The 26,813-nt window shown below is 73.3% G+C and carries 25 protein-coding genes; 18 read left to right on the top strand and 7 right to left on the bottom strand.

Annotation, left to right across the window (positions count from 1 at the left end; translation table 11 throughout):
* Positions 1-67: 67 nt before the first annotated feature.
* Entirely contained in the window at positions 68-754 is a 687-nt protein-coding gene (locus DEJ32_RS14020) for a cyclopropane-fatty-acyl-phospholipid synthase family protein (protein WP_110901705.1), read from the bottom strand.
* A gap of 139 nt (positions 755-893) precedes the next feature.
* Here DEJ32_RS14020 and DEJ32_RS14015 point away from each other — a divergent pair, with 139 nt between their 5' ends.
* From DEJ32_RS14015 to DEJ32_RS14005, 3 genes are read left to right on the top strand one after another with little or no spacing between them, the layout of a single operon-like run.
* On the top strand, positions 894-1,967 hold the full coding sequence (locus DEJ32_RS14015; RefSeq protein ID WP_110901728.1) for a 3-oxoacyl-ACP synthase III: 1,074 nt from the start codon (positions 894-896) through the stop codon (positions 1,965-1,967).
* Positions 1,964-4,714, top strand: coding sequence for an alpha/beta fold hydrolase (locus DEJ32_RS14010; RefSeq protein ID WP_258369068.1), 2,751 nt, complete (start codon positions 1,964-1,966; stop codon positions 4,712-4,714). The genes DEJ32_RS14015 and DEJ32_RS14010 overlap by 4 nt, the downstream gene beginning before the upstream one ends.
* Positions 4,711-5,673, top strand: coding sequence for an NAD(P)-dependent oxidoreductase (locus DEJ32_RS14005; protein WP_110901704.1), 963 nt, complete (start codon positions 4,711-4,713; stop codon positions 5,671-5,673). Before DEJ32_RS14010 ends, DEJ32_RS14005 begins: the two co-directional genes overlap by 4 nt.
* Before the next feature lie 19 nt (positions 5,674-5,692).
* Here DEJ32_RS14005 and DEJ32_RS14000 read toward each other — a convergent pair whose 3' ends face one another.
* Entirely contained in the window at positions 5,693-6,586 is an 894-nt protein-coding gene (locus DEJ32_RS14000) for a LysR family transcriptional regulator (RefSeq protein WP_110901703.1), read from the bottom strand.
* Positions 6,587-6,658: 72 nt separating this feature from the next.
* On the opposite strand from DEJ32_RS14000, the gene hisD reads away from it, so the two are divergent.
* The 7 genes from hisD to DEJ32_RS13965 all read left to right on the top strand — a co-directional run bounded on the left by hisD (position 6,659) and on the right by DEJ32_RS13965 (position 14,337).
* Positions 6,659-8,008: a histidinol dehydrogenase gene (gene hisD, locus DEJ32_RS13995; protein ID WP_110901702.1), complete on the top strand. Its 1,350-nt coding sequence runs from the start codon at positions 6,659-6,661 to the stop codon at positions 8,006-8,008.
* Positions 8,009-8,010: 2 nt separating this feature from the next.
* Entirely contained in the window at positions 8,011-9,342 is a 1,332-nt protein-coding gene (locus tag DEJ32_RS13990) for an ABC transporter substrate-binding protein (RefSeq protein WP_110901701.1), read from the top strand.
* A 1-nt stretch (position 9,343) separates the two neighbouring features.
* Positions 9,344-10,282 carry a carbohydrate ABC transporter permease gene (locus tag DEJ32_RS13985; protein WP_110901700.1) on the top strand — a complete coding sequence of 313 codons (939 nt, stop codon included), beginning with the start codon at positions 9,344-9,346 and terminating at the stop codon, positions 10,280-10,282.
* A complete protein-coding gene (locus DEJ32_RS13980; protein ID WP_110901699.1) occupies positions 10,279-11,079 on the top strand; it encodes a carbohydrate ABC transporter permease in 801 nt (266 codons plus the stop codon). The genes DEJ32_RS13985 and DEJ32_RS13980 overlap by 4 nt, the downstream gene beginning before the upstream one ends.
* Complete coding sequence (locus DEJ32_RS13975; protein ID WP_220033033.1) at positions 11,076-11,924, top strand: nitrilase-related carbon-nitrogen hydrolase; 849 nt, start codon at positions 11,076-11,078, stop codon at positions 11,922-11,924. Before DEJ32_RS13980 ends, DEJ32_RS13975 begins: the two co-directional genes overlap by 4 nt.
* Positions 11,921-13,672 carry a glycoside hydrolase family 13 protein gene (locus DEJ32_RS13970; protein WP_110901698.1) on the top strand — a complete coding sequence of 584 codons (1,752 nt, stop codon included), beginning with the start codon at positions 11,921-11,923 and terminating at the stop codon, positions 13,670-13,672. The genes DEJ32_RS13975 and DEJ32_RS13970 overlap by 4 nt, the downstream gene beginning before the upstream one ends.
* Positions 13,673-13,824: 152 nt before the next feature.
* Entirely contained in the window at positions 13,825-14,337 is a 513-nt protein-coding gene (locus tag DEJ32_RS13965) for a hypothetical protein (RefSeq protein ID WP_146234163.1), read from the top strand.
* A 27-nt stretch (positions 14,338-14,364) separates the two neighbouring features.
* Here DEJ32_RS13965 and DEJ32_RS13960 read toward each other — a convergent pair whose 3' ends face one another.
* A complete protein-coding gene (locus DEJ32_RS13960; RefSeq protein WP_110901696.1) occupies positions 14,365-15,342 on the bottom strand; it encodes a LysM domain-containing protein in 978 nt (325 codons plus the stop codon).
* Between the two features lie 208 nt (positions 15,343-15,550).
* Here DEJ32_RS13960 and DEJ32_RS13955 point away from each other — a divergent pair, with 208 nt between their 5' ends.
* Complete coding sequence (locus tag DEJ32_RS13955; RefSeq protein ID WP_110901695.1) at positions 15,551-17,005, top strand: sugar porter family MFS transporter; 1,455 nt, start codon at positions 15,551-15,553, stop codon at positions 17,003-17,005.
* Positions 17,006-17,077: 72 nt separating this feature from the next.
* Here the strand turns inward: DEJ32_RS13955 and DEJ32_RS13950 are convergent, their stop codons facing one another.
* The 3 genes from DEJ32_RS13950 to DEJ32_RS13940 all read right to left on the bottom strand — a co-directional run bounded on the left by DEJ32_RS13950 (position 17,078) and on the right by DEJ32_RS13940 (position 19,103).
* Positions 17,078-18,052, bottom strand: coding sequence for a zinc-binding dehydrogenase (locus DEJ32_RS13950; RefSeq protein WP_110891406.1), 975 nt, complete (start codon positions 18,050-18,052; stop codon positions 17,078-17,080).
* Between the two features lie 17 nt (positions 18,053-18,069).
* Positions 18,070-18,492, bottom strand: coding sequence for an organic hydroperoxide resistance protein (locus tag DEJ32_RS13945; protein ID WP_110825923.1), 423 nt, complete (start codon positions 18,490-18,492; stop codon positions 18,070-18,072).
* 131 nt (positions 18,493-18,623) lie between these two features.
* The gene (locus DEJ32_RS13940; protein WP_181420689.1) at positions 18,624-19,103 is read right to left on the bottom strand and encodes a MarR family winged helix-turn-helix transcriptional regulator; all 480 of its coding nucleotides are present in this window, start codon (positions 19,101-19,103) and stop codon (positions 18,624-18,626) included.
* Between the two features lie 136 nt (positions 19,104-19,239).
* Between DEJ32_RS13940 and mvk the strand changes: the two genes are divergently transcribed.
* The 7 genes from mvk to DEJ32_RS13905 all read left to right on the top strand — a co-directional run bounded on the left by mvk (position 19,240) and on the right by DEJ32_RS13905 (position 26,064).
* The gene (mvk, locus tag DEJ32_RS13935) at positions 19,240-20,256 is read left to right on the top strand and encodes a mevalonate kinase (protein ID WP_181420688.1); all 1,017 of its coding nucleotides are present in this window, start codon (positions 19,240-19,242) and stop codon (positions 20,254-20,256) included.
* A complete protein-coding gene (mvaD, locus tag DEJ32_RS13930) occupies positions 20,256-21,254 on the top strand; it encodes a diphosphomevalonate decarboxylase (protein WP_309146433.1) in 999 nt (332 codons plus the stop codon). Before mvk ends, mvaD begins: the two co-directional genes overlap by 1 nt.
* Entirely contained in the window at positions 21,251-22,330 is a 1,080-nt protein-coding gene (locus DEJ32_RS13925) for a phosphomevalonate kinase (protein ID WP_110891392.1), read from the top strand. The genes mvaD and DEJ32_RS13925 overlap by 4 nt, the downstream gene beginning before the upstream one ends.
* Positions 22,327-23,391: a hydroxymethylglutaryl-CoA reductase gene (locus DEJ32_RS13920; RefSeq protein WP_110901693.1), complete on the top strand. Its 1,065-nt coding sequence runs from the start codon at positions 22,327-22,329 to the stop codon at positions 23,389-23,391. Before DEJ32_RS13925 ends, DEJ32_RS13920 begins: the two co-directional genes overlap by 4 nt.
* Positions 23,388-24,560 (top strand): hydroxymethylglutaryl-CoA synthase, encoded by a 1,173-nt coding sequence (locus tag DEJ32_RS13915; protein ID WP_110825928.1) that lies wholly within the window; start codon positions 23,388-23,390, stop codon positions 24,558-24,560. Before DEJ32_RS13920 ends, DEJ32_RS13915 begins: the two co-directional genes overlap by 4 nt.
* Positions 24,561-24,670: 110 nt before the next feature.
* Entirely contained in the window at positions 24,671-25,159 is a 489-nt protein-coding gene (locus DEJ32_RS13910) for a hypothetical protein (RefSeq protein WP_110891395.1), read from the top strand.
* Entirely contained in the window at positions 25,159-26,064 is a 906-nt protein-coding gene (locus DEJ32_RS13905; protein WP_110901692.1) for a hypothetical protein, read from the top strand. Before DEJ32_RS13910 ends, DEJ32_RS13905 begins: the two co-directional genes overlap by 1 nt.
* 180 nt (positions 26,065-26,244) lie before the next feature.
* Here the strand turns inward: DEJ32_RS13905 and DEJ32_RS13900 are convergent, their stop codons facing one another.
* Entirely contained in the window at positions 26,245-26,754 is a 510-nt protein-coding gene (locus tag DEJ32_RS13900) for a hypothetical protein (protein ID WP_110901691.1), read from the bottom strand.
* Positions 26,755-26,813 lie beyond the last annotated feature (59 nt).

Here is a 26,813-nt window from a genome sequence, read left to right as displayed (position 1 = left end):
CCCGGGCCTCCCGTCATCCCGGGCCTCCGGTCGTCCCGGGCGTCCGGGCCGGTCGTGCGTCCGGCCCTCAGGTGCGTCGGGCGAGCACCACGGAGTCCTCGAGCGTCGCCGTGCCACCGTCCGGTCCGGTGACGGTCCGCGTGCGCAGCTCCGCGACCGCGACCGTCCACCCGGCACCGAGTGCGAGCTGGCTGACCTGTTCCCCGGGCCCGACCAGGGGCTCGGCGTGCGCGTGCTCCTCGTGAGCGGCCCAGGACGGCGAGCCCGCGTGCCCGATCACGAGCAGGCGTCCCCGCGGGGCGACGAACGTCGTCGCACGGCGCAGCACCGCCGCCCGCGGGAACGACACCGACGAGTGCAGGAACGACGCGGACACGAGGTCGAACCGGTCGTCGGTGTTCCACCCGGCCAGGTCGGCCTGCACCCACCGCACCCGGTCGCCGAGCCCGGCACGTTCCGCCTCGGCCCGGCCCCGGTCCAGCGCGTTCGGCGCGATGTCCACCGCGGTCACCCGCCACCCCTGCGCCGCCAGCCACAGGGCGTCGCCGCCCTCGCCGGACCCGAGGTCGAGGGCGGTGGGGCCGGTCTCGGCGCCGACGCGGTTCGACGCGCGATCGTCGTCCGTTCCGGGGACGAGCGGCCCGAGCGTGTCGACCAGGGATGCGTTCGGCCGCCCCGACCAGATCGGCGAGTCCCCGTAGCGGGCCGTCCAGAACGTCTCGGCTTCGGACCGGGGAGCGGGGTACGCAGTCATGCGCGCAGCATCCCACCGGCGCTCATCCAGGGCCAGTACGATTGCCGGATCGGCAACGGGGACGACAACCCCGGGGTCCGTTCGACGCAGTCGCAACGGAGACCCAGCCTCGATACGGAAGTATGTGCAAGTGACGATCATGACCGAGCGGCCTCAGCAGGACACCCCGAGCGCCGAGACGGAGCGACCCGGCAACGCGACCGTCCGTTTCCAGAACGCCGCGATCCTCGCCGTGGAGACCACCGTCGCCGAGCGCGTGACCACGTCCGCGGACATCGAGGAGAAGCTCCGCGGTGTGCTCCGCCGCCTGCGCCTGCCGATGGGGCTGCTCGAACGCGTCGCCGGGGTGCGGGAGCGCCGCAACTGGGGCGAGGACCAGTCCTTCCAGACCGCCGCGATCGACGCCGGACGTCGGGCGATGGCGGCCGCGGGGATCAAGCCGGAGGACGTCGGCCTGCTCATCAACACGTCGGTGACCCGTCCGCACCTCGAGCCCTCGGTGGCCGTGCGGCTGCACCACGGTCTCGGCCTGCCGACGTCGGCGATCAACTTCGACATCGCGAACGCCTGCCTCGGCTTCGTCAACGCGATGAGCGTCGCCGCGGGCATGATCGACTCCGGTCAGATCAAGTACGCGCTCATCGTGGACGGCGAGGACGCCGACCAGGTGCAGCTCAACACGATCGACCGCCTGAACCAGGGCGGCCGGAACCGCAAGGACTTCATGAGCGAGTTCGCCAGCCTGACGCTCGGCTCCGGCGCTGCCGCCGCCGTGCTCGGCCCGGCCGACCTGCACCCGACCGGCCACCGGATCGTCGGCGGCGTCACCCGCGCGGCGACCCAGTGGTACGACCTGTGCGTCGGCAGCGTGGACGGGATGTTCACGGACGCGAAGATGCTGCTCAAGGGCGGCATGGAACTCGTCGTCGCCGCCTGGAACGAGGCCCGCGCCCACTTCGACTGGGCCGACATGGACCGCTACGTCCTGCACCAGGTCTCGGACGTGCACACGAACGCCTTCGTCCAGGCGATCGGTGTCGAGCGCGACAAGGTCCCCACCACCTACGAGCGCTTCGGCAACGTCGGCCCGGCGTCGATCCCGATCACCCTCGCGGACGAGGTCACCCGTGGCTCGATCCGCCCCGGGGACCGCGTGTTCCTCGGCGGCGTCGGCTCCGGCATCAACACGGCGATGATGGAACTGCGCTGGTGACACCGCGGTTGCCCCGCGTCGCCGCGACCACGGCTCCGGCGACGCTCCCGCCGCCCCTGCCCGGACTCGACCCCGCGTGGTCCCGTCTGGTCACCGTCCCCGCGTCAGCCGGTCCGACGGCGGGCACGGCCCGACCCGAGCGCACCTGGCACCTGCTCGACACGGCCGGGCAGCTCGACGAGCTCGGCCTGGAGCCCGTCGGCACCCTGCTGTGTGTGCACGGCAACCCGACGTGGTCCTACCTGTGGCGCTCGGTGCTCGCGCGCTCGCTCGAGGTCGCCGCGGCCGGTGGCCCCGTGTGGCGTGTGGTCGCCGTCGACCAGCTCGGGATGGGTTTCTCGGAGCGCACCGGCGAGGACCACCGTCTGGCCGACCGGGTCGCGGACCTCGGCGCGTTGACCGACGAGCTCGGCCTGACCGGGCCGGTCGTCACGCTCGGCCACGACTGGGGCGGTGTCGTCTCGCTCGGCTGGGCCGTCGACCACCCCGACCTCGTCGTCGCGGTGACGACCTGCAACACCGCGGTCCACCAGCCCGACGACGCCCCGATCCCGGCACCCCTGCGCCTCGCACTCCGCCCGCACCTGCTCGGCCGGGCCACGGTCGTGACGCCGGCGTTCATCGAGACCACCCTCGCGATCGCGCACCCGCGGCTCGACCGGGCGACCGCCGACGCCTACCGCGCCCCGTACCGCGGCGCTGCCCGACGCGGGGCGGTCGGCGGGTTCGTCGCGGACATCCCCGTCGACGCGCAGCACCCGAGCGCGGCCGAACTCGACCGCATCGCAGCCGGCGTCGCGGCGCTCGACGTTCCCGCCCTGCTCCTCTGGGGGCCGCGCGACCCGGTGTTCCTCGAGCGGTACCTCGACGACCTCGCGGCCCGTCTGCCGCAGGCCGACGTGCACCGGTTCGAGGGCGCCGGTCACCTGCTGCCGGACGACGCCGACGTGGCCGGGACGGTCTTCGACTGGCTCGGCGACCGCCTGCCGGACGGCGAGGTGCCGGCGGACGGTGGCGCGGGCCTCCCGGCCGGCACCGCCGACGCCGATCCGGGCCGCCCGCTCCCTGCCGATCCGGGCCGCCCGCTCCCTGCCGGTCCGGGCCGCCCGCTCTGGGCCCACCTCGAGGAGCTGCGGGACAGCGACGACGCTGCCCTGGTCGAGATGGCCGCCCCCGGCGGGACCCGCACGATCAGCTGGCGGCTGCTCGCCCGACGGATCGAGGAGGTCGCCGCGGGACTCGTCGACCTCGGTGTCCGTCCCGGCGACCGCGTGTCGCTCCTCGTGACCCCCGGCGCGGACCTGACCGCCGCCCTGTACGCCTGCGTGCGCGTCGGCGCGGTCGTCGTCGTCGCCGATGCCGGTCTCGGCCTCCGCGGGCTGACCCGGGCCGTCCGCGGTGCCCGGCCCGACTGGGTCATCGGCGCGCTGCCCGGACTCGCCGCCGCACGTGCGCTCGGCTGGCCCGGCCGCCGCATCGCCACCATCGCGCTCCCCGCACCGGCCCGTGCGGCCCTGCGCGTCGAGCACACCCTCGCCGCCGTCGCCCGCCGGGGAGCAGCACGCCTCGCCGCCGGCACCGCGCTGCCGGCAGCCCCGGCGCCCGACGCCCCGGCCGCGGTGCTCTTCACCTCGGGGTCGACCGGGCCCGCGAAGGGCGTCGTCTACACGCACGGCCAGCTCGGCGCGGTGCGGGACGCGCTCGCCGGGCAGTACGACGTCGGCGTCGGCACCGGACTGGTCGCCGGGTTCGCGCCCTTCGCGCTCCTCGGTCCCGCGCTCGGCGCTCGCTCCGTGGCACCGGACATGGACGTCACCGCGCCGCGCACCCTGACCGCCCGTGCGGTCGCGGACGCCGTCGCCGCGGCGGGAGCCACCGTCGTGTTCCTGTCGCCGGCCGCGATCGCGAACGTCGTCGCGACGGCGTCGGCGCTCACCGACGACGACCGCCGGGCACTCGGCCGCGTGCGGCTGTTCCTGTCGGCCGGAGCCCCGGTGTCGGCCGCGCTGCTGACCGCCGCGACCGAGCTCATGCCGAACGCCAGCGCCCACACCCCCTACGGGATGACCGAGGGGCTGCTCATGACCGACGTGGACCTCGACCGGGTCACGGCCGCCTCGGCGTCCGCGTCGTCGGGCATCTGCGTCGGCCGACCCGCTGCGTCCGTCCGGGTGCGCATCGCACCCCTCGACGCTGACGGCCGGGCGACCGGAGCGCTCACGGAGACGCCCGACGTCACCGGCGAGATCGTCGTCGCGGCGCCGCACGTGCGGGACCACTACGACCGGCTCTGGCGCACCGACCGGGTCTCCCGTCTCGGGGTGGACGACCCGCGCGGACACCGCACCGGGGACGTCGGACACCTCGACGCCTCCGGGCAGCTCTGGGTCGAGGGCCGCATGCAGCACGTCATCACGGCCCCGACCGGTGTCGTGACCCCGGTCGGGCCCGAGCAGCGCACGGAACGCGTCCCGGGCGTCGGGCGCGCGGGTGTCGTCGGCGTCGGTCCGTCCGGTACGCAGCAGGTGGTCGCCGTGGTGGAGACCGTCCCGGCCGCCCGTCGCCCCGCGCTCGCCGACCCGGCGCTCGCGGACGCAGTCCGGGCAGCGGCCGGGGTGCCCGTCGCCGCGGTGCTCGTCGTGCCGGAACTGCCGACCGACATCCGCCACAACTCGAAGGTGGACCGGGCACGCCTCGCGCGCTGGGCGTCCTCGGTGTTGGCGGGCGGACGGATGACCCGCCCGTGACGGTCCTGGTGACCGGTGCCAGCGGCTTCCTCGGGCGCGCCGTCGCCGCTGCCCTCCGGGACGCCGGGCACGACGTCCGGACCTTCCAGCGGCGACCGACGGGCGTCGACGGGGTGGTCGACGTCCTCGGCACGGTGACCGACCCGGCAGCGGTGCGGTCCGCCGTGCAGGGCGTCGACGCCGTGGTGCACCTGGCCGCCAAGGTCTCGCTGGCCGGGGACCCGGCCGACTTCGAACGGGTCAACGTCGCGGGCACGCGGGACCTGCTCGCGGCCGCGCGCGACGCCGGCGTCACACGGTTCGTCTTCGTCTCGTCCCCGTCGGTCGCCCACGCGGGAGCGTCCATCGCCGGGGACGACGCCACGACGGCCTCGCCCGGCAACGCCCGCGGCGAGTACGCCCGGACGAAGGCCGCCGCCGAACTGCTCGCGCTCGCCGCCGACGCCCCCGGGTTCGCGGTCGTCGCCGTCCGCCCGCACTTGGTCTGGGGCCCAGGCGACGAGCAGCTCGTCGGCCGCATCGTGGACCGCGCACGTCGTGGCCGTCTGCCGGTGCTCGACTCCGGTGCCGCCCTCATCGACTCCTGCTACGTCGACAACGCCGCGACCGCCATGGTCGCCGCGCTGGACCGCGCGGAGGCCGTGCACGGCAACGTCTACGTGGTCACGAACGGGGAGCCCCGACCGGTCGGGGAACTGCTGGCACGGATCTGCGTCGCGTCCGGCGTCCCGGCACCGGGGGCACACGCGCCGTCCGGGCTCGCCCGCGCGGTCGGGTCCGCGGTGGAGGCCGTGTGGCGCGTCCGACCCGGCACCGACGAGCCGCCGATGACGCGGTTCCTGGCGGAGCAGCTGTCGACCGCGCACTGGTTCGACCAGCGGCGGACCCGGCGGGACCTGCACTGGGAACCGACGGTGTCGATCGACGACGGCCTGCGGGCGCTGGCCGGGGCGCGCTGAGCCGTCGCGCTGCGCGGGGTCACCGCTCGAGGAGCATCCGGCGCGCGAGCCGTGCGATCTCGCGGGTCGCGGGGGAGAGCGGGACGTCCCGCCGTCGGACGAGGGCGATCGTGTCGTACAGCGGCTCCGCGAACGGCACGGTGTGGATCCCGGCCGGGAAGGTCGGTGCCTCGGCGACGGCCCGCGAGACGATCGTGTCACCGGCACCCCGGGCGACGAGGTCGAGCGCCGAGTCGACGTGTTCGACCTCGATCCGGGCGGTGAGCGTGACCCCGGCGAACTGCGCCCGTTCGGCGAGCTGCCGCCGGGTCGGATCACGCCACCCGTAGTGGGCGTCGTACAGGATGAGGTCCGCGGCCGCCAGGTCCTCGATCGTCACCGGCCGCGCGGTCCGCGCCGGGTCCGCCGAGGCGTAGAGGACGTCGTCGCGGCGGAGCGGCGTCACCTCGAGACCGTCGGCGTCGATCGGCAGGACGACGAGTCCCGCCTCGAGGTCCCCGGCGGTGACGGCATCGGCGACCTCGACCGAGTTCAGGCCGATCACGCGGAGCCGGACGTCCGGGTAGCGGGAGTGGAACCGTTCGAGCAGGCGGGACAGGAAGTAGTAGTTCGCGTTGCGCAGGAGACCGAAGGTGGCGACACCGCCCTGGAGGCTCGTGAGGTCCCGGAGCGTCCGGTCGGCGTCGTCGGCCGCCTCGACCGCCCGGCGCGCGTGCGGGAGGAGCGCCTCGCCGGCGCTCGTCAGGACGAGGCGGCGGCTGCCCCGGGTGAACAACCGCACCCCGTAGGACTCCTCGAGCCGACGGACCAGTTCCGAAACGGACGGCTGCGCCATGCCGAGGTGGGCGGCGGCAGCGGAGAACGAGCCCGCCGTCGTGATGACGAGGAAGGCACGCAACTGGGTCAGGGTCACAGGGGAACCCTATGGGTGGTCGTGGATCATCTGGCCTTGTCCTTGCCGATCCGTCCGGGCAGGGTCGTCTCCATGAAGCTCAGCCCTCGTTTCGTGGCGGACAACGCCGACCGGTTCTCGTTCCTCAAGGCCCCGGCCGTGGACGCCCCCGAGGCCCAGCGCGACCCCGCCGTCGCCGAACGGGTCGCCGGGATGCTCGCCGAGATCCAGCGCGACGGGTTCGAGGCCGTCCAGCGGTACGCCCGCGAACTCGACCACGCCGACGTCGTCGAGCTGAGCGCCGAGGAACTCGCCGCGACCGGTGACCGGCTCACCCCCGAACTCCGCACGGCCATCGAACTCGGTGCCGCGCGCACGCAGCAGTTCGCGCGTCTGCAGCGCGAGCACCTCGCGGACTTCTCCGCAGAACTCGTCCCCGGGCTCACCGTGGGACAGCGCTACGTCCCGGTCGGCAGTGTCGGCGCGTACCTGCCGGCCGGGCGCTTCCCCCTCACGGCGAGCGCGTTCATGAGCGTCGGCGTCGCGAAGGCCGCGGGCGTCCCGACCGTCGTGGCCTGCACCCCGCCGCAGCCGGACGGTGGCGTGAACGCGGCCGTGGCGTACGCGGCGTACGTCTCCGGTGTCGACCGGCTGTTCGTCGTCGGCGGCGTCCAGGCGCTCGCCGCCATGGCGTTCGGTCTGCTCGGCGCGGCACCGGTCGACATGATCGTCGGTGCCGGGAACGCCTTCGTCGCCGAGGCGAAGCGCCAGCTCTTCGGTGCCGTGGCCATCGACCTGCTGGCCGGGCCGTCCGAGGTCGCCGTGATCGCGGACGAGACCGCCGACCCGGAGCTCGTGGCCGCCGACCTGCTCGGCCAGGCGGAGCACGGCCCGAACTCCCCGGCGGCGCTCGTCACCACCTCCCGCGCACTCGGCGAGGCGGTCATCGCGGAGGTCGAGCGGCAGCTGCCGACCCTGTCCACGAACGAGATCTGCGGACCCGCCTGGCGCGACCACGGCTCGGTCGTGCTCGTCGGGGACCGCGAGTCCGCCGCAGCGGTCATGGACGAGTACGCTCCGGAACACCTCGAGGTGCAGACCGCGGACGACGCCTGGTACCACGACCGCCTCACGAACTACGGCTCGCTGTTCATCGGCACGTGGAGCACCGTTGCCTACTCCGACAAGGGCATGGCGGGCACGAACCACACCCTCCCCACCGCGGGCGGCGCGAAGCACAGCGCCGGCCTGTCGGTGTCCCGGTTCCTCAAGCCGCTCACCTACCAGCACATCGCCCGCGAGGCCACCCCCGAGCTGGCCGACGCCGTCGACGTCATCTCGGCGAGCGAGGGCATGTCTGCCCACCGCGCCACCGCCACCCTGCGGACCGAGCGGCTCACACGCTCCACCACCCCCGAACCCGACCACACGACCCGGAAGTGACCATGACCACACCAGCCGCACGCCGTCGAGGTCTCCTCGCCACGGTGCCCGTCATCGGCCTCGTCGTCGCCCTCGCCGGGTGCTCAGCCCCCGGCTCCGGAGGGCCCGTCGGCCAGGTCGACCAGCCCGAGATCACGAAGAAGGTCGCCGCGTCGGACATCGACGGTGACACGACGCTGACGATGTGGGCCGACGTCGCCGAGAAGCCGCTCATGGAGAAGCTCGTCCCGGCCTACGAGAAGGCGTACCCGGACGTCGACGTCCGGATCACCTACAAGAGCTTCGACGACCTCATCGCGACCGTCGTGAACGCCGCCAACTCGGCGAACGCCCCGGACCTCTTCCAGGGCAACATCGGCTACGCGGTCGACGGGGCGCTCGTCAAGGGCGACCTGGTCCGGCCGCTCGACGACGTGGCGGACGTGTACGGGTGGTCGACGGGCACCGGGGCCTCGACGCTCGGGCCCGCACGCTGGAACGACGACGGCACGGCGTTCGGCTCGGGCACGCTCTACGGCATGTCCGTGATCAGCGAGGTGCAGGGCATCTACTACGACGAGCGGAAGCTCGACGAACTCGGGCTCGAACCGCCGACGTCGATCGCCGACCTCGAGCAGGACCTCGCGACGGCGAAGGCAGCGGGCGAGCAGCCGATCATGCTCGGCAACTCCGACCAGTACGCCGCCACCCACGTCTTCTCGGACATCGCCGCGACGAAGCAGGACCCGTCGTCGATCGCCGCCTGGATCGGCGGGAAGTCGGGTTCGACCTTCGCGACCAAGGGCAACGAGGAAGCCGCCCAGACCATGCGGGACTGGGCCGAGAAGGGGTACTTCGGGTCCGGCTACGACGGGCTGAGCAACGAGGACGCCATCGCCCGGTTCGCCGACGGCAAGGGCGTGTTCTTCGTCGGCGGCTCGTGGAACGGCGCCTCGCTCGACTCTGACTCCTTCGGGTTCGCTCCGCTGACGTCCGGCGGTGTCGGCGCCACCGCGTCCCCGTGGCACATCAGCACGAAGTCCGAGCACCAGGAGGCGGCCATCGCGTTCCTCGGGATGATGCACAGCCCCGAGGTCGGCCAGTGGATCCTCGACACCGGCCGCCTGCCGGTGGTCACCGACGGCGTCAGCTCGCAGGACCGGCTCCAGGAGCAGACCCTGACCGCGCTGAAGGACACCATCGCCGCGGGCACCCAGGTCGGGTACTACGACTGGAGCACCACGGACATGCTCACCGCGATGGGCGGAGCGCTGCAGGAGGTGATGGCCGGCCGGACGACGCCGTCCGAGTTCACCGACACGGTCCAGCGGACCTGGGCGAAGGCGCACGACTGACATGGCGGCCACGCTCGTCGAGCGCGGGACCGACCGGACGACGCCACGTCGGCGTCGCCCGGCCGCCACCCGTGTCAGCTGGAGTTCGCTCCTGTACGTCGCCCCGGCCCTGGCGTTCTTCGTCGTGTTCGTCGTGGTGCCGATCGTCCAGTCGGTGCGCATCTCGTTCTACGACTGGGACGGCATCAGCGTCGCCACCCCGGCCGGGTTGTCGAACTACGCGGCGGTCTTCGCGGACGCCGACCTCCGTCAGGCGCTCGGACACTCGGTCGTGCTGCTGTTCTTCTACGCCGCACTGCCCGTCCTGGTCGGGCTGCTGCTCGCGGGCGCGATGTCGCGGATCCGCATCCACGGCCTCACCGTGTTCCGGGCGGTGCTGTTCCTGCCGCAGATCCTGTCGAGCGTCGTCGTCGCCGTCGCCTGGCGCGGGCTGCTCGCCGAGGACGGCCCCGTCAACGGCTTCCTCCGGGCGGTCGGGCTGGGCGGTCTCGCCCGCAGCTGGCTCGGTGACTTCGGCACCGCCCTGCCGTCCATCGGGCTCATCGGGACCTGGGTCGAGTACGGCCTGTGCATGGTGCTCTTCCTGGCCGGCATCGCGACGATCGACCGGTCCCTCTACGAGGCGGCCCGGCTCGACGGCGCCGGGGCGATCCGGGAGTTCACGTCGATCACACTGCCGGCCCTGCGCCCGCAGATCTCCATCGCGCTCATCCTGACCATCACGTTCGCGCTGCGGAACTTCGACCTCATCTGGAACACCACGCGCGGTGGCCCCGGGACGTCGACCACGGTGCCGAGCGTCTTCGTCTACCAGGACGCGTTCCAGGACCGTGCCCTCGGGCAGGCGTCCGCGCTGGCCGTGGTCCTGACGGTGCTCATCCTGGTGGTCGTCGGCATCGTGCAGCTCGCCCTCCGCGAGCGGAAGGGAGCGGCGTCGTGAAGGTCGCACGCAGCGAGACCCTCATCACCCACGCGGTGCTCGTCGTCGCCGCGCTCGTCGCGGTGTTCCCCCTCGCGTCGGTGATCGTCACCTCGCTGAGCGGGGACGACGGCGGGGTCGGGTTCGACAACTACGTCGACGCCTGGACGCAGGGCGGGTTCGCGTCCGCCCTCGTCTCGAGCGCCGTCGTCGCGATCACGGTCGTCGTCGTGACCGCGACGGTCGCCTGCCTGGCCGGCTACGCCCTCGCACACATGCGGGTGCCCGGGGGCCGGTTGCTCCTCGGCCTCCTGCTCGTCGGGCTCGTCCTGCCGTACGAGGTCACCGTGCTGCCGCTGTACCAGATGCTCGCCGGGTGGGGTCTCGTGGACACGTACTGGGCGCTCATCCTGCCGCAGATCGGTCTGTCGGTGCCGCTCGGGGTGTTCTGGATGCGGTCGTTCTTCGCCTCCGTCCCGGGCGAACTGCTCGAGGCGGCACGCATCGACGGTGCCTCCCGCTTCCGGATCCTCCGCAGCGTGCTGACCCCGGTCGCGCTGCCGGCCGTGGCGACGCTCGCGACGATCCTCTTCCTGTTCACGTGGAACGAGTTCCTGCTCGCGCTCGTGCTCGTGCCGCAGAACGAGGCCGTCCAGACGGCGCCGCTGTCGCTGTCGTTCTTCTCCGGCGCGCAGCGTGGCGCCCAGCCCGACGTCACCGCCGCGGCAGCCGTGCTCGTCGCCCTGCCGATCGTCGTCGCCTACGTCCTGCTCCAGCGTCGGCTCATCACCGGGCTGACGGAAGGCGCGGTCAAGTGACGGCCGGCGGGACCGGCGTGGCCCGGGTCCGGTGCGACCAGCTCGCACCGGTGCTCGGTGACCTCGAGGGCAACGGCAGGAGCGTCCTCGCCGCGGTGGAGCGGGCCGTCGAGGACCGGGTCGACGTCCTCGTCCTGCCGGAGCTCGCCACGACCGGGTACGTCTTCCGGGACGCTGACGAGGCAGCGGCGCTCGCGGTCACGGCGGACGACCCGCTCTTCGCCCGGGTCGCCGGCGCGCTGACGGGGACGGACAACGTCGTCGTGGTGGGCTTCTGCGAGCGGGACGGCCGCGTCCTGCGCAACAGCGTCGCGGTCGTGGACCGGACCGGTGTCCGGACCGTCTACCGGAAGACGCACCTGTGGGACCGCGAGACCCTCGTGTTCACGCCGGGCGACGCCGCGCCTCCCGTCGTCGACACCGCGCACGGCCGCATCGGCGTGCTCGTCTGCTACGACATGGAGTTCCCGGAGATGCCCCGCATGCTCGCGCTCGCGGGCGCGGACCTCATCGCCGTCCCGACGAACTGGCCGGTCGGGGACCACCCGGAGCGCGACCGCGTCGCCGAGGTGATCGCCGCGCAGGCCGCCGCGCGGACCAACGGCGTGTTCATCGCGTGCTGCGACCGCGCGGGCACGGAACGGGGCCAGGACTGGAACGAGGCGAGCGTGATCGTCGACCAGTTCGGCTGGGTCGCCGCCGAGACGGACCCCGGCGCCGGCGCGACCGCCATCACCGTCGACGTCTTCCCGGCCCTCGCCCGCGACAAGTCCACGAGCCCGCACAACGACTGGATCGGGGACCGCCGCCCCGAGCTCTACGACCGGAAGGTGCCGACCGCATGACCACCCCCGACGTGACCGACGCCGACGTGACCGACGCTGCTGTGACCGACGCCGCGACCGACTGGTGGCGCACCGCCGTCATCTACCAGGTCTACCCGCGGTCGTTCGCCGACCTCGACGGTGACGGGACCGGTGACCTGGCCGGGATCACGGCGCGGCTCGACCACGTCGCGGCGCTCGGCGCCGACGCCGTGTGGCTCTCGCCGTTCTACCCGTCCCCGCAGGCCGACGGCGGCTACGACGTGGCCGACTACCGGGACGTCGACCCGCTGTACGGCACGCTCACCGATGCGGACGCCCTGCTCGCACGGGCCCACGACCTGGGGCTGCGGGTCATCGCCGACCTCGTCCCGAACCACTGCTCGGACCAGCACGTGCTCTTCCGGGCCGCGCTCGCCGCCGCGCCGGGCAGCCCGGAGCGTGGGATGTTCCACTTCCGCGACGGACGCGGCGAACACGGCGACCTGCCGCCGAACGACTGGCAGTCGATGTTCGAGGGCCCGGCCTGGACCCGCGTCACCGAGGCGGACGGCACCCTCGGCCAGTGGTACCTGCACCTCTTCGCGCCCGAGCAGCCGGACTGGAACTGGGACGACCCCCGGGTGCACCGGGAGTTCGAGACGACGCTGCGGTTCTGGCTGGACCGCGGGGTGGACGGGTTCCGGGTCGACGTGTGTGACGCGATCGTGAAGGCCCCGGGCCTGCCGGACTGGCCGCACGCGACCCACGGCGTCGTGGAGCCGGTCGACGGCGTGATGCCGCCGATGTGGGACCAGGAGGGCATCCACGCCGTCTTCCGCGAGTGGCGACGGATCCTGGACGAGTACGAGGGCCAGCGCATCCTCTGCGCCGAGGCGTGGCTCCCACCGGAGCGGGCGGCCCGCATCGTCCGGTCCGACGAGATGCACCAGGCGTTCAACTTCGCGTACCTGTCGCTCCCGTGGGACGCGGCGGCGATCCGGGCGAACGTCGACACGAGCATCGCCGCGAACGACGCCGTCGGTGCGCCGACCACGTGGGTGCTCTCGAACCACGACGTGATGCGGCACGCGAGCCGCTTCGGCTACGACGGACCGGTCGAGCTCGAGGCCGGTGTGGGCGTGGACGACCCGCAGCCGGACCGTGCCACCGGTCTCCGCCGTGCCCGGGCCGCGACGCTGCTCATGCTCGGCCTGCCGGGCTCCGCCTACCTGTACCAGGGTGAGGAACTCGGCCTGCCCGAGGTCACCACGCTGCCCGACGCGGTCCGCCAGGACCCCGTGTGGGAGCGCTCCGGCCACCGGATCCGCGGCCGCGACGGGTGCCGGGTCCCGATCCCCTGGACCTCCGGCGGGCCGTCCTTCGGCTTCTCGTCCGCCGCGGACACCTGGCTGCCGCAACCGGCCGACTTCGGCGCGTACGCCGTCGCCGCGCAGGAGGACGACGAGGCCTCCACCCTGGCGATGTACCGCCGGGCGCTCGACGTCCGACGGCGGACGGCCCTCGGCGCCGGGACCCTGCGCTGGCACGAGACCGGTACCGGCAGCGTGCTGGCGTGGTCGAACGGCCGGGTCACCGTCGTCGGCAACCTCGGCTCCGAGCCGGTGCGGCTGCCGGCCCGGGAAGGGGTGTCCGGGGAGGGCGTGTCCGGAGAGGGCGTGTCCGGCGGGGAGGTCCTGGTCGAGTCGGTGCCGGGCGCGTTCGTGGACGGGGTCCTCGCTGCCGACGCCGCGGTCTGGCTGACCACGGAGCCCGCCCGCACGAACTGACCCGGCGGCGGTGCGCCGGCCCCCCCCCGGTGCGCGCACCGCCGCTCGCGGTCACCCGCACCTCGGTCCTCCGGTCCGCACGCCTGCCGCTGCGGTCGTCCGGACGGCCGGGAGGCCCGACCCACGTCGGTCGTGCACGGTACCGTCGTGGCATGGACCGTTCCGAGATCCTCGCGGCCGCAGCAGCGGCCCACGCCGCCCGCATCGCCGCCGGCGGCGACGACCGCGGTGCCCGCGAGCGCGCCGAAGCGGCGTCGGCGGCCCCGGCACCCGAGCGTCGCCGGTCGGCGGACGCCGAACGGGCGGCGGAGTCGGACCGCGCTGCCGACCGGACCGAGGGCGCGCTGTCCGACTGGCGCCGTATGGGCACCCGCCGCGGCATGACCCCGGACGCCCAGGTCCGGAGCGCCTGGACGGTGACGGGCATCCCCGAGCAGGGAGACGCCCGTGCGTTCGCGAACGTGCTGCTCTCGACCGCCGGGCACGCTGGCCGGGTGGCGGACGCCGCGCGTCGCAACGAACGGCTCGCCGGGGCCGCACGGGCCGCCGCACGACGGACCGTGCGCCGCTACACCGACCACGGGGCGGGGATGTCCGCGCTCGGGGACGTGCTCGACGCCGGACCCGTCGCTCGGGACGACGACGGCGGGGCCGAGCACGCCTGACCCGGACGCGCCCCGCCCGGGCTCGGACTACCGCCGGAACGGGTCGAGGTTCAGCACGGTGTCCTCGTACAGGTACTGCTGGTCGCCGTACACGGTGACGTCCGGGTTCAACCAGACCAGGTCCTTCACCGTGATGCCGAGCCGGGCTGCGACGGCGCCGATGAGGTCCTCCGACGCGATCCGGTAGGCGACGGGTGACCCGTCCGGGGACCCCTCGCTGCTCGTGATCCCGGTGGCGTTCGGGCGTGCCCCACCGTCGACGGGGTGCACGTTCGTCGTCCGCGCCGGTACCGACCAGTTGACCGGTGTGACCGCGAGCACCTTGTCCGGTCCGAGTTCGACCGGCAGGTCGGGGGCCGCGGACTCGGCCGCCGAGTAGACGACGAGCGTGCCGAGCCACGACGGGTCCACCCGTCCGGGGTCCATGTCGGTCGTGGCCGGGGTCGGGACCGCGGGGGAGCCGCCCCCGAGCACGGTGTCCCCGACGCCGTGCCAGGAGAGGCCGTCGCCGACCGAGGGCGGCGTCTTGAGGAAGGTCGCACCGACGGGGACCGGCAGCGTCGAGGTGAACCCCGACCACTGCACGGTCGGGTAGCCGTTGTCGGCGACGACCACGCGGTAGTGGAACCGCACGCTGCCCTTCGGCGTGACGACGTCTGCCTCGCTGACGACGGTGCCGACCGGGATCGGGGAGACCGTGGGCTCCGGCGCCGCGGCCTCGGTGGGGACGGCGGTCGGGGTCCGTGGTGACGCGGACTCGGCGATGCGGCGGGCCTCGGCGCTGGCGCTCGGGTCGGGGGCCTTGCCCGTGCCGTCGGCGGTGGCGCTGCGGCTCGGCGCCGGCAGCTCGTCCGGCCCGCGGAGGAACGCGCACCCCGCTGCGGTCGTGACGACGACCGTGGCGAGCGCGACCGCTCCGAGCAGTCGGCCGGGCCTGCCTCGGCCGTGCCCCTGTCCGGCGTGTCCCTGTCCTGCGTGTCCCTGTCCTGCGTACCCGCGACGCATGGTCCCCCCGTCCCGTCGTGCCTGGTCCCCTCGCGCTGCGAGCCTACGGCACCACGGTCGGCCCGGCTCCTGCGCGTCGGACCTGCACGTCGGACCTGCGCGGCGGTGGGAAGATCACTGGTGGCCCGCCGGGAGCCGTCCCGGGACGGTGGGCCGCGCCGGTCCCTGCCGGACCCCCGCTCGCGATCACGGACGAAGGACACACCGCATGGTCGACACCCGACCCACAGCACACGAGGCCGGGCTCCCCCCGGTGGGCACCGGACCGCACCGCCGCCGCCTCGGGCTGCTGGCGCTCGTCGCGACCTTCGGCGGTCTGCTCTTCGGGTACGACACCGGGGTGGTGAACGGCGCGCTCCTGCCGATGCGGCAGGAGCTCGGCCTGACGGACGTCACGGTGGGTGTCGTCACCAGTTCGCTGGCCTTCGGCGCGGCAGTCGGCGCGGTGTTCGGGGGACGGGTCGCCGACGCCTGGGGTCGACGGCGGACCATCATCCTCCTGTCGGTGCTGTTCTTCGTCGGGACGCTCGTGTGCGTCGCCGCCCCGTCGTTCGGCGTGATCGTCGTCGGCCGCGTGCTGCTCGGCCTCGCGGTGGGCGGTGCCTCGACGGTCGTGCCGGTGTTCCTCGCCGAGCTCGCTCCGTACGAGATCCGCGGGTCGCTGTCCGGTCGCAACGAGCTCATGATCGTCATCGGGCAGCTCGCCGCGTTCGTCGTGAACGCCGTCATCGCCAGCCTCTGGGGTGAGGGCGACGGGGTCTGGCGGATCATGCTCGCCGTCTGCGCACTCCCCGCCGTCGCCCTGTTCGTCGGGATGCTCCGCGTGCCGGAGTCGCCCCGGTGGCTCGCGACGCACGGCCGTGACGACGCGGCGCTCGCCGTCCTGCGGCAGGTGCGGTCGGCGGACCGTGCCGAGGCCGAGCTCGCGGACATCCGCCGCGCGCACGAGCACGAGGCGCAGGAGCAGCGGGAGAGCGGGTGGACCGTCCTGCTCCGGAACAAGTGGCTCGTCCGGATCGTGCTCATCGGCGCCGGACTCGGGGTCGCGCAGCAGCTCACCGGGATCAACTCGATCATGTACTACGGCCAGTCCGTCCTCATCGAGTCCGGGTTCAAGGCATCAGCCGCGCTCATCGCGACCATCGCCCCGGGGGTCATCGCGGTGGTCGGTGGCGTCATCGCGATCGCGAACATGGAGCGGATCGACCGGCGGACGACGCTCCTGCTCGGCTTCTCCCTGACGACGGTGTGCCACTTCCTCATCGGCACCGCCTCGGTCGCCCTGCCGGCGGGTAACCCGGCGCGACCGTGGGTGATCCTGGTCCTCGTCGTCGCGTTCGTCGGCTCGATGCAGACCTTCCTCAACATCGCGGTGTGGGTCGTGCTGTCCGAGGTCTTCCCGACGCAGATCCGGGCGCTCGGCATGGGCATCGCGGTGTTCTGCCTCTGGATCGCGACCGCGCTCGTCGGGCTGTGGTTCCCGTCCGTCGTCGCGGCGACGGGCATCACCGGCACGTTCTTCGGCTTCGGGGTCGTCGGGGTCCTCGCGCTGCTGTTCATCTGGCGGTTCGTGCCCGAGACGCGCGGCCGCACCCTCGAGCAGGTCGAGGAGGGCGTCGCCTCGGGCAGCCTCTTCACCGTCGACGCGGCGGGGCGCCGCTGACCGACGCGACGGCGGACACACGGGAGGCCCGTCACCGGCTGGTGACGGGCCTCCCGTGTGTCTCCGGTCGGGCTACGGGCGCAGGAGCACCTTGCCGACGCGGCCGGCGGTGTCGCTCGCACGGGCGGCGTCGCGGGCGTCCTCGAACGCGAAGGTCTCGGACACGGGGAGCGTCAGCGACCCGTCGAGCACGCGGCTGATGAGCTCGCCGAACAGCTCCTGCTTGGTCTCCGCGGGCATGGTCCGGCTGACCACACTGCCCCAGAAGCCCTTCACGGTGAGCTGGCCGAAGATGACCTTGCCGGACGGGATCTCGAGCGTGGGGGAGGCCATCGCGCCGAAGACGACGAGGGTCGCCTCGTCACCGAGCACGGACGCGATGTCGCCCGCGGCCTTCCCGCCGACCGACTCGACGCCGGCGCGGATCGGGGCGCCGCCGGTGATGGCCGAGACCTGGTCCTGCCAGTCCTCGGTGTCGGTCGCGACGATCCGCTCGATGCCCTGGGCGCGCATCTCCTCGACGCCCTCGGCACGGCGGACGAGGCCGATGACGTTGATGCCGCGGGCGGCACCGAGCTGGGCGACCATGCGGCCGACTGCGCCGTTCGCGGCGTTCTGGATGAGCCAGTCGCCCTCGTGCAGGTCGAGCGAGTGCAGCAGGCTGATCGCGCTGAACGGCATCGACACGAGCTGGGCGGCCGACTCGTCGGGCATCGCGTCCGGCACGGGGATCAGCCCGGCGGCGTCGGCGACGTAGTACTCCGCCCAGACGCCGAAGGTGCCACCGGCCACGCGCTGGCCGACGGACAGGTGCGTGACGCCCTCGCCGAGGGCCTCGACGACGCCGAGCGCCTCGGTGCCGGACGGCGCGGGCAGCTCCGGCTTGAAGCCGTACGTGCCGCGGATCGTCCACAGGTCGTGGTTGTGGATCGGGGAGAGCACGGTCCGGACGAGCACCTGGCCGGCGCCCGGGGTGGGGACGGGGCGCTGCTCGACGGTCAGGACGTCGGCGGGCTCGCCGAACTCCGGGTGGACGACGGCGCGCATGGTCTGGTCTGCCACGTTCAGTCCTCCGAGACCGTGATCGTGACGTCGATGTTGCCGCGCGTCGCGTTCGAGTACGGGCACACCTGGTGGGCGGCGTCCGCGAGGGCCTGGGCCTGGTCGTGCTCCATGTCCGGGATGACGACCTCGAGCACGACGGCGAGCTGGTATCCGCCCTGGCCGTTCGGGCCGATCTGGACGCGGCCGCCGACGGACGAGTCGGTGACCTTGACCTTCTGCGCGCGGGCGACGCCCTGCAGTGCGGAGTGGAAGCACGCGGCGTAGCCGGCGGCGAAGAGCTGCTCGGGGTTCGTGCCGGCGCCGGAGCCGCCCATCTCCTTCGGGATCGCCATGTCCAGCTCGAACGAGCCGTCGCTGGTCTGGACCTTGCCGTTGCGGCCTTCGCCGGTGGACAGGGCTTCTGCGGTGTAGAGGACGTCCATGTGGTGTCCTTCCTTCCTTCGTGGGGTCTGTCTGGTCAGTGGGGACGCGCTCGCCGGTCCGCTGGGTTCGCGCTCAGCGACACCGTTCGGGGTGCCGAGCGCGAAAGATGTCGGCCAGCGCGCAAGCTGCGTCAGGCGGGCGGCGCGGGTGCGGGCTGCGCGGGCGCGGGCTGTGCGGGTGACGCTGCGGCGCGGTGCATCGTCTCGGTCAGGCGGTGCAGCGTCGCGATGAGCTCGGCGGCCGAGCGCTCGTCGATCAGTCCGGTGCCCGCCGCGACGGCCGCCGGGACGTGCGCGAGTTCGGCGCGTATGGACCGGCCGCGCTCGCCGGTCGTCACGGTGACCACGCGCTCGTCGTCACTGCGGCGCTCGCGACGGACGAGGTCGCCCTGCTCCATGCGCTTGAGGAGCGGCGAGAGGGTCCCGGAGTCGAGCTGCAGGTGGTCGCCGAGGCTCGACACGGTCTGGTCGCCCTCGACCCACAGCGTCACGAGCACGAGGTACTGCGGGTAGGTCAGGCCCCACGGCTCGAGCAGCGCGCGGTACGCCTGGGTTGTCGCCCGGGTCGCTGCGTAGAGGGAGAAGCACACCATCTCGTCGGTCACCGGCATGACGTCACTGTTGCACGCGACCGGGTTGTGCACAACCCGATCGCGACGACGTCCAGCCGACACACGGCGTCCGTCCGCCGAGAGCGCACCGGACGGACGTCCGTCGTCGGGTCCGGTTAGGCTGGCCGGACCGACGATGACCAGCAACCACCCCGCCACCGCACCGACGACGACCACAGCGATCCCGCGAGTCGGCTCATCGGTGTCCCACGGCAAGACGATCCTGATCGGCGAGCACGCCGTGGTCTACGGCGCACCCGCGCTCGTGCTGCCGGTGACCGACGTCCGCGTGACGGCCACCGCGACGCCCCTGCCGGTGACGCACTCGTCCGGAGCGGAGCACGTGCTGGAGTCCACCGTCCACACGGGGCCGTTCGGCCTCGCGCCGGCCGCCGTGCTGCCCACGACGACCGCCGTCACCGCGACGCTCAGCCACCTCGCCGACCTCGGGTACCCGCACGCCGTGGACACCGCGTTCCACGTCCGGGTCGACAGCCAGGTGCCCACCGCCCGCGGGATGGGGTCGAGCGCCGCCGTCGCCGCGGCCGTGACCGCCGCGGTCGCCGACGCCCTGGGGGTCGTGCTCGACCGCGCCACCCACCACGACCTCATCCAGGCGTGCGAGCGCGTCGCCCACGGGCGCCCGTCCGGACTCGACGCCCGGGGGGTCGTCGCCGACGAGCCCGTCTGGTTCGAGCACGACGTCATCGAGCCGGTGCAACTCACCGGGCGCTTCGTCTTCGTCGTCGCCGACACCGGTGTCCCCGGACACACGCGCGAGGCCGTCGCGGCCGTGCGGGAACGCCACGACCGCGCCCCCGAGGTGGTCGACGCCGTCGTGCAGCGCATCGGGGACCTCGCCCGGGCAGCGCGGGGGACGCTCGTCGACGGCGACGCCCAGGCCCTCGGTGCCACCATGGACGCCGCGCACGAACTGCTCACCACCCTCGACGTGTCGAGCGGGGACCTCGATCGGCTCGTCGGCGCCGCACGCAGCGCGGACGCCCTCGGCGCGAAGCTCACCGGCGGGGGACGGGGCGGATGCGTCCTGGCCCTCGCCGCCGACGACGAGCACGCCGCCCGCATCGTGACCGCACTGCGCGACGCGGGCGCCGCCGCCACCTGGACCACCTCGATCGGAGCCCGTGCCTGATGACCGCAACCGCCGTCGCGCACCCCAACATCGCGCTCGTGAAGTACTGGGGCAAGGCGGACGCCGACCTCGCGCTGCCCGCCACGGGCAGCGTCTCGATGGGCCTCGACGTCTTCCCCACCACGACCTCCGTCACGCTCGACGCCGGCCGGGAGGCGCGTGACACGTTGACCTTGAACGGTCGCGTCGTCGACGACGGTGCGCTGGTGCGGGTCGAGCGCTTCCTCGACCTCGTCCGTGACCTGTCCGGCTCGGAGGCCCGCGCCGCAGTCGTCACGGAGAACACCGTGCCCACGGGCGCCGGTTTGGCCTCGAGCGCATCGGGCTTCGCCGCCCTCGCCGTCGCCGCCGCGAGCGCGTACGGTCTCGACCTGTCGTCGCGGGACCTTTCCCGGCTCGCCCGCCGCGGTTCAGGCTCGGCCACGCGGTCGATCCCCGGCGGGGTCGCGGTCTGGCACGCGGGCGACGACGAGGGGTCCTTCGCCGAGACGATCCCCGCGCCGCCGATGGCGATGGTGGTCGTGACGATCGACGACGGCCCGAAGGAGATCGGCTCGCGCGAGGCCATGCGCCGGACGATCGCGACGTCGCCGTTCTACCCGGCCTGGGTGACCTCCACGACCGAGACCGTCCAGGACATGCTCGCCGCGTGCGCGGCCGGCGACTTCACCCGCATCGGCGAGCTGACCGAGAGCAACGCGCTCCGCATGCACGCCACCATCGAGGGCGCCTTCCCCCCGATCCGCTACCTGAACAGCCGCAGCGTCGCGGTCTTCGACGCCGTCGCCGCGCTGCGGGCCGACGGCCTCGAGGCCTACGCCACGGCCGACGCCGGCCCGAACGTCGTCGTGCTCTGCCGTCCGGAGGACCGTGCCCGCGTGGCCGCGTCCCTGGACGGGTTCGGCGCGGTCATCGAGTCCGGCACCGGACCAGCCGCTCACCTGGTCGGCTCCGAACGCCCGGGGGACCCCCCCCGAGCAGAGGAGACCACCGCGTGACCGAGTTCCGAGCCCACGGCAAGCTGTTCGTGGCGGGCGAGTACGCCGTCGTCGAGCCCGGTCAGCCGTCCGTGCTGATCGCCCTCGACCGTGCGATCACCGCCCGCGTCTCCGAGGGGCACGGGGCCGGCAGCGTGCACTCCGAGGAGTACGGCAACCTCCCGCTGACGTGGACCCGTGCCGAGGACGGCCTCGCACTGGACCGCGAGCACCACCCCTACGACTACGTCATGGCGACGATCGACCTCGTCGAGAAGCTCCGTGCCGAGCTCGGGATCGCGCCGCGGTTCCACGACCTGCGCATCGAGAGCCAGCTCGACGACGCCAGCGGCCGGAAGTTCGGGCTCGGCTCGTCGGCCGCGGTGACCGTCGCGACCGTCGGCGCCCTCGACCGCTTCTACGGCCTCGGCCTGTCGCAGCGCCGACGCTTCATGGTGGCGCTGCTCGCGACCATCCGCGTGGCACCCCGCGCCTCCGGCGGTGACCTCGCTGCGAGCACCTTCGGCGGCTGGCTCCGCTACAGCGCGCCCGACCGTGAGGTCCTGGCCGGTCTGCTCGACGAGCGGACGGTCTCGTCGATCCTCGACGACGACGACGCCTGGACCGGTTTCGACGTCGAGCACCTGCCCGCCCCGACCGACCTGCGGCTCCTCGTCGGCTGGACCGGGTCACCGGCGTCCACGACCAAGCTCGTCGGCGTCGTGCGTCGGCACCGCGACGGTGACTACGCGGCGTTCCTCGACGCCAGCCGCGCCTGCGTCGACGACCTGACCACGGGCCTCCGGACCGGGGACGCCGAGCGCACGCTCGGCGCACTCCGGCGCGCCCGCGGCCTGCTGCAGGACCTCGGGACATCCGTCGGCTCGCAGATCGAGACGCCGCGCCTCGCGACGCTCTGCGACGTCGTCGAGGCAGCCGGTGGCGCCGCGAAGCCGTCCGGGGCCGGTGGCGGCGACTGCGGGATCGCGCTCGTCCCCGCCGACAGCGACCCCGCCGACATCCTCCGCACCTGGGAGGCACACGACATCAGGCACCTCAGCGTCGCGGTGCAACCCGAGGAAGGGACCACGCGATGACCGACCTGCAGACCCCGATCCCCACGAAGTGGGTCGGACCGATCCGCGTCAGCGGCAACGCCGTCGAGGGCGAGCACGAGGTGCCCCTCGCGACCTACGAGAGCCCGCTCTGGCCGTCCGTCGGCCGCGGCGCACGGATCTCGCGCATGGTCGAGGGCGGCATCGTCTCGACCGTCGTCGACGAGCGGATGACCCGCTCGGTGGTCGTCCGCGCCTCCAGTGCCGCCGCCGCGCACATGGCCGCCGGACGGATCCTCGCCCGCCAGGGCGACCTCGAGACCATCGTCACCGGGCAGAGCCGCTTCGCGAAGCTCATCGAGGTGCACCCGGAGATCGTCGGTGACCTGCTCTTCCTGCGTTTCGCGTTCACCACGGGCGACGCCTCCGGTCACAACATGGTCACGCAGGCGGCGGACACGCTCCTGCCGGCGATCCTGGCCTGGGAGCCCGAGCTGCGGTACGTGTCGATCTCGGGCAACTTCTGCTCGGACAAGAAGGCCACGGCGGTGAACGGCATCCGGGGCCGCGGCCGGAAAACCATCGCCGAGATCGTCATCCCGGGCGAGGTCGTCGAGAAGCGCCTGCGGTCCTCCACCGAACGGATCGTCGAGCTCAACACGGCGAAGAACCTGGTCGGGTCGACGATCGCCGGGGCACTGCGCTCCGCGAACGCGCACTACGCGAACATGCTGCTCGGGTTCTACCTCGCCACCGGGCAGGACGCGGCGAACATCGTCGAGGGCTCCCAGGGCATCACGCTCGCCCAGGCCCGAGGCGACGACCTGTACTTCTCGTGTTCGCTCCCGCACCTCATCGTCGGCACGGTCGGCAACGGCAAGGGCAACGACCTGCCCGTCGTCGAGGACGCCCTCGTGCGCCTCGGCTGCCGGGAGGACCGCGAGCCCGGCGCCAACGCCCGACGCCTCGCCGCGCTCTGCGCCGCCACCGTGCTCTGCGGTGAACTCTCACTGCTCGCCGCCCAGACGAACCCTGGCGAGCTCATGGCCGCACACGTCGCCATGGAGCGACGCGGCCACCGACCGGAAGGAGCGTCGGCATGACCACGCAACAGCCGCTCACCGTGGGCATCCACGACCTCGCGATCGCCACCGGCCACCACGTGCTCGACCTCGACGACCTCGCCGCCACCACGGGCGTCGACCCGGCGAAGTACCACGTCGGCATCGGCCAGGACGCCTTCAGCGTGCCCGCCCCCGACGAGGACATCGTCACGATGGGCGCCGCCGCCGCGAAGGAGGTCCTCGACCGTCACGGCGTGGAGGGCATCCGCACGGTGCTCTTCGCGACCGAGTCCGGCATCGACCAGTCCAAGGCCGCCGGGGTGTTCGTGCACGGGCTGCTCGGTCTGCCGACCAACGTCCGTGTCGTCGAGCTGAAGCAGGCCTGCTACGGCGGGACCGCCGCGGTGCAGATGGCCCTCGGCATCATCGCGCGGGACCCGGGTGAACGCGTGCTCGTGATCGCCGCCGACGTCGCCCGCTACGACGTCGAGACGGCCGCGGAGCCCACGCAGGGCGCCGGCGCGGTCGCGATGCTCATCGCCGCCGACCCGGACCTGGTCGAGCTCGAGCCGCAGTCCGGTCTGTTCACCGCCGACGTCGACGACTTCTGGCGCCCGAACGACCGCTCCACCGCGCTGGTGGACGGGCGGCTGTCGGTCACCGCGTACGTCGACGCCTTCATCGGGGCCTGGGACGACCTCGCCGCGCGCGGTGGCCCCGGCATCGAGGCGATCGACCGCTTCGTGCACCACCAGCCGTTCACGAAGATGGCGATCAAGGCGCACCGGAAGCTCGCACAGCACGTCGACGTCCCGTTCGAGGAGACCGAGCTCGCCGTCGGGTTCACGTACAACCGTCAGACCGGCAACACGTACACGGCATCGCTCTGGATCGCCCTCGGCGCGCTGCTCGACCTGGACGACGACCTGGCCGGCGCCCGCATCGGCATGTTCAGCTACGGCTCCGGCAGCGTTGGCGAGCTCATGACCGGCGTCGTCCGGCCGGAGTACCGCGACCACCGCCGGACCGGACGCGTCGCCGAGCTGCTCGCGGCACGGGTCCCGCTGTCCGTCGAGGCGTACCGGGAGCTGCACGCCGCCGGTGCCGCGACGAGCGACGACGTCGAGCGTCCGCGCGTCACCGCGGGGCCGTTCCGCTTCGCCGGGGTCACCGGCGGTGCCCGGCACTACGAGGCGACCGGCGCCTGAGCCAGCCGGCCGCACACCGACCTGACCCCAACCCGGCCCGACGTGAGCGTCCCTCGGAGAGGGGTCGTGCCTCCCGGATCGGACCCGCACCCACGCCCTAGGCTTGCGGTGTGGACGCTGTCAGTGCCGGGGCGATCCGCGACGTCGTCGCGGTGCTCCCGAACGCGCCCCGCCTCCGTCACGTGGTCGACGCCGTCGCCGCGCGGATCGGCAAGCCGATCCGCGTCGTGGACGTCGACGGCCCGAGCTGGGGCGCCCTGACCGCGCTCGTGTCCCAGTCGCCCGACGCGGCGCTCGTGCTCCTGCCGCCGGGGTCGACGCCGCTCTACCGGATGCACTGCGTCCTGCACGAACTCGGCCACCTCGTGCGCGGGGACACCGGCGTGCCGGTCCCGCGGACCCAGCTCGACTTCGCCGCGTGGTCCGTCGGCGGCACCGTCTGCCACCGCTCGATCGACGACGTCCAGCACACGCTCCCCGCACCCGCGGGTTCGTCCCTGCAGGGTGACGACGAGGAGTTCGCCGAGACCTTCGCGTACGAACTGGCCACGGTCCTCCTGTCCGGCACCGTGGGGGCGGACGAGCGGACCTACGGCTAGTGGGGGTCCTGCACGCCCTGGCGTTCTGGTGTGCCGCGGCGAGCTTCGCGATCCGCGCGCCCTCGATCGGACGGAACCCGCACGGGCGAGCGAGCTGGGCGGCCACCGGGGTGGGCGCGCTCGGGTTGCTGACGCTCGGCGCGGTCGTCCCGCAGCGGGACCTGGACGCGCTGCTCGGCGGCACGAACCTCGTGAACCTCGTGCAGAACCTCTGCGCGACGACGGCGTTCTGGTTGCTGTTCCGCGGCAGCGTGCGTGACGTCGACCGGCGTCCGGCACTGGCGCACCCGCTCGCCCTGGTGGCGATGCTCGCGTCCTTCACGGTGCCGTTCCTGTTCATCCGGGACCGCGGGGACACCGTCTTCACCTTCATCGTGGACGAGATCGACCAGACCGCGACCTGGTCGTACGCGAGCATCTACATGGCGTGCGTCGCCGCGATCACCGCCACGACGCTCGCTCGCGGGGTGCTCGGCAGCCGCGGGGCGCTCGTCGTGTTCCGGGTGGGGCTGTCCCTCGTCGCGATCGCGAGCGTCGAGGAGATCGCGTCCCTGACGGCCGACCACTTCATCCTCGGGCCGGTGCTGCTCCGCGACGTCCTCCGGACCGCGTTCGACCCGCCGTTCTACCTGGGGATCGTGCTCATGGTCGCCGCGATGGCGTCGATGACCGTCCGGCGATGGGCCCGGGAGGCCCGGCTCCGCGGACACCGCATCCGTCTCGCCCGCATCGCCCGCCGCCTCGACCTTCGCGCACGCCGACGGCGAGGTGGTCTCCAGGTGCGCACCTACGACCTGCTCATCGCGATCCGGGACGCCGAGGTCCAGGGGCGGGAGCTCACGTCCGCGGAGACGGCGTCCGTGCGGTCCGCGGAGCTCATGCTCGCGAAGGACCTGGCGGGGTGAGGCGGCGGGGTGGGGCGGCAGGGCCGCTGGCGTGTGACATGGCCCGCCTGGTAGCATGGGTGTGCTCGTTGCGTTGAGCTCCGAGAAGTGGACCCGAGACCCATCCGGACGGTTGTGGCGCTCGGGTCTCGCGTCTTCCCGGGCGTCATCGCGCGACGGTCCGGCAGTCGATCAGGTGGGTCACCCGGCGCCTCCAGTCCCCGCCCTTCGCCCATGCCCAGCGAGCGCATCGGGCAGGGCGAGGAGGGGCTCCTCGCGAGCGGTGGCGTGCCGGTGCCGCAGCTGCGCTCCCTGCTGGTGCAAGGTGTCGATGATCTGTCGGCGATCCCGGCGCTCCAGGGTCTCGTCACGCTCCAGACACAGCCCTGAACAGCCGGATCGCGTGAGGTCGATCACCAGTGCTCGGAGGCACGCCGCTCGACGGTCGACCTCGGACCGGCCGTCCTTCGGAGCGCGGTGGATGGTCGTCGAGGACGGGATGCTCGCGACTGCGTCCAGGATCATGCGACGACGCCCGTCGCTCTCCTTCGCCATGTGGAGGCGGTGCTGCCCCGGCAGGACGAGCGACCGGACCAGGTTCCGGGCTGCTCCGACGTCCCCGGGTTCGAGGAGCGTCGCTGCGAGCAGGTAGTCGCGCGCCTTCGACTCGTCGGCGAACGCCGCTCGTCCGGTCCCGCTCGATGCTCCCACCGCCACCCTCCTCGCGGCGCAACACTCTACACATCACCGGGGTGGGTCGGAGGTGCACG

The sequence above is a fragment of the Curtobacterium sp. MCPF17_046 genome, from assembly GCF_003224295.1.
Taxonomy (GTDB): Bacteria; Actinomycetota; Actinomycetes; order Actinomycetales; family Microbacteriaceae; genus Curtobacterium.
The sequence above is the reverse complement of the archived record's forward strand: the minus strand, read 5'-3'. Positions and strand labels throughout refer to the sequence as shown.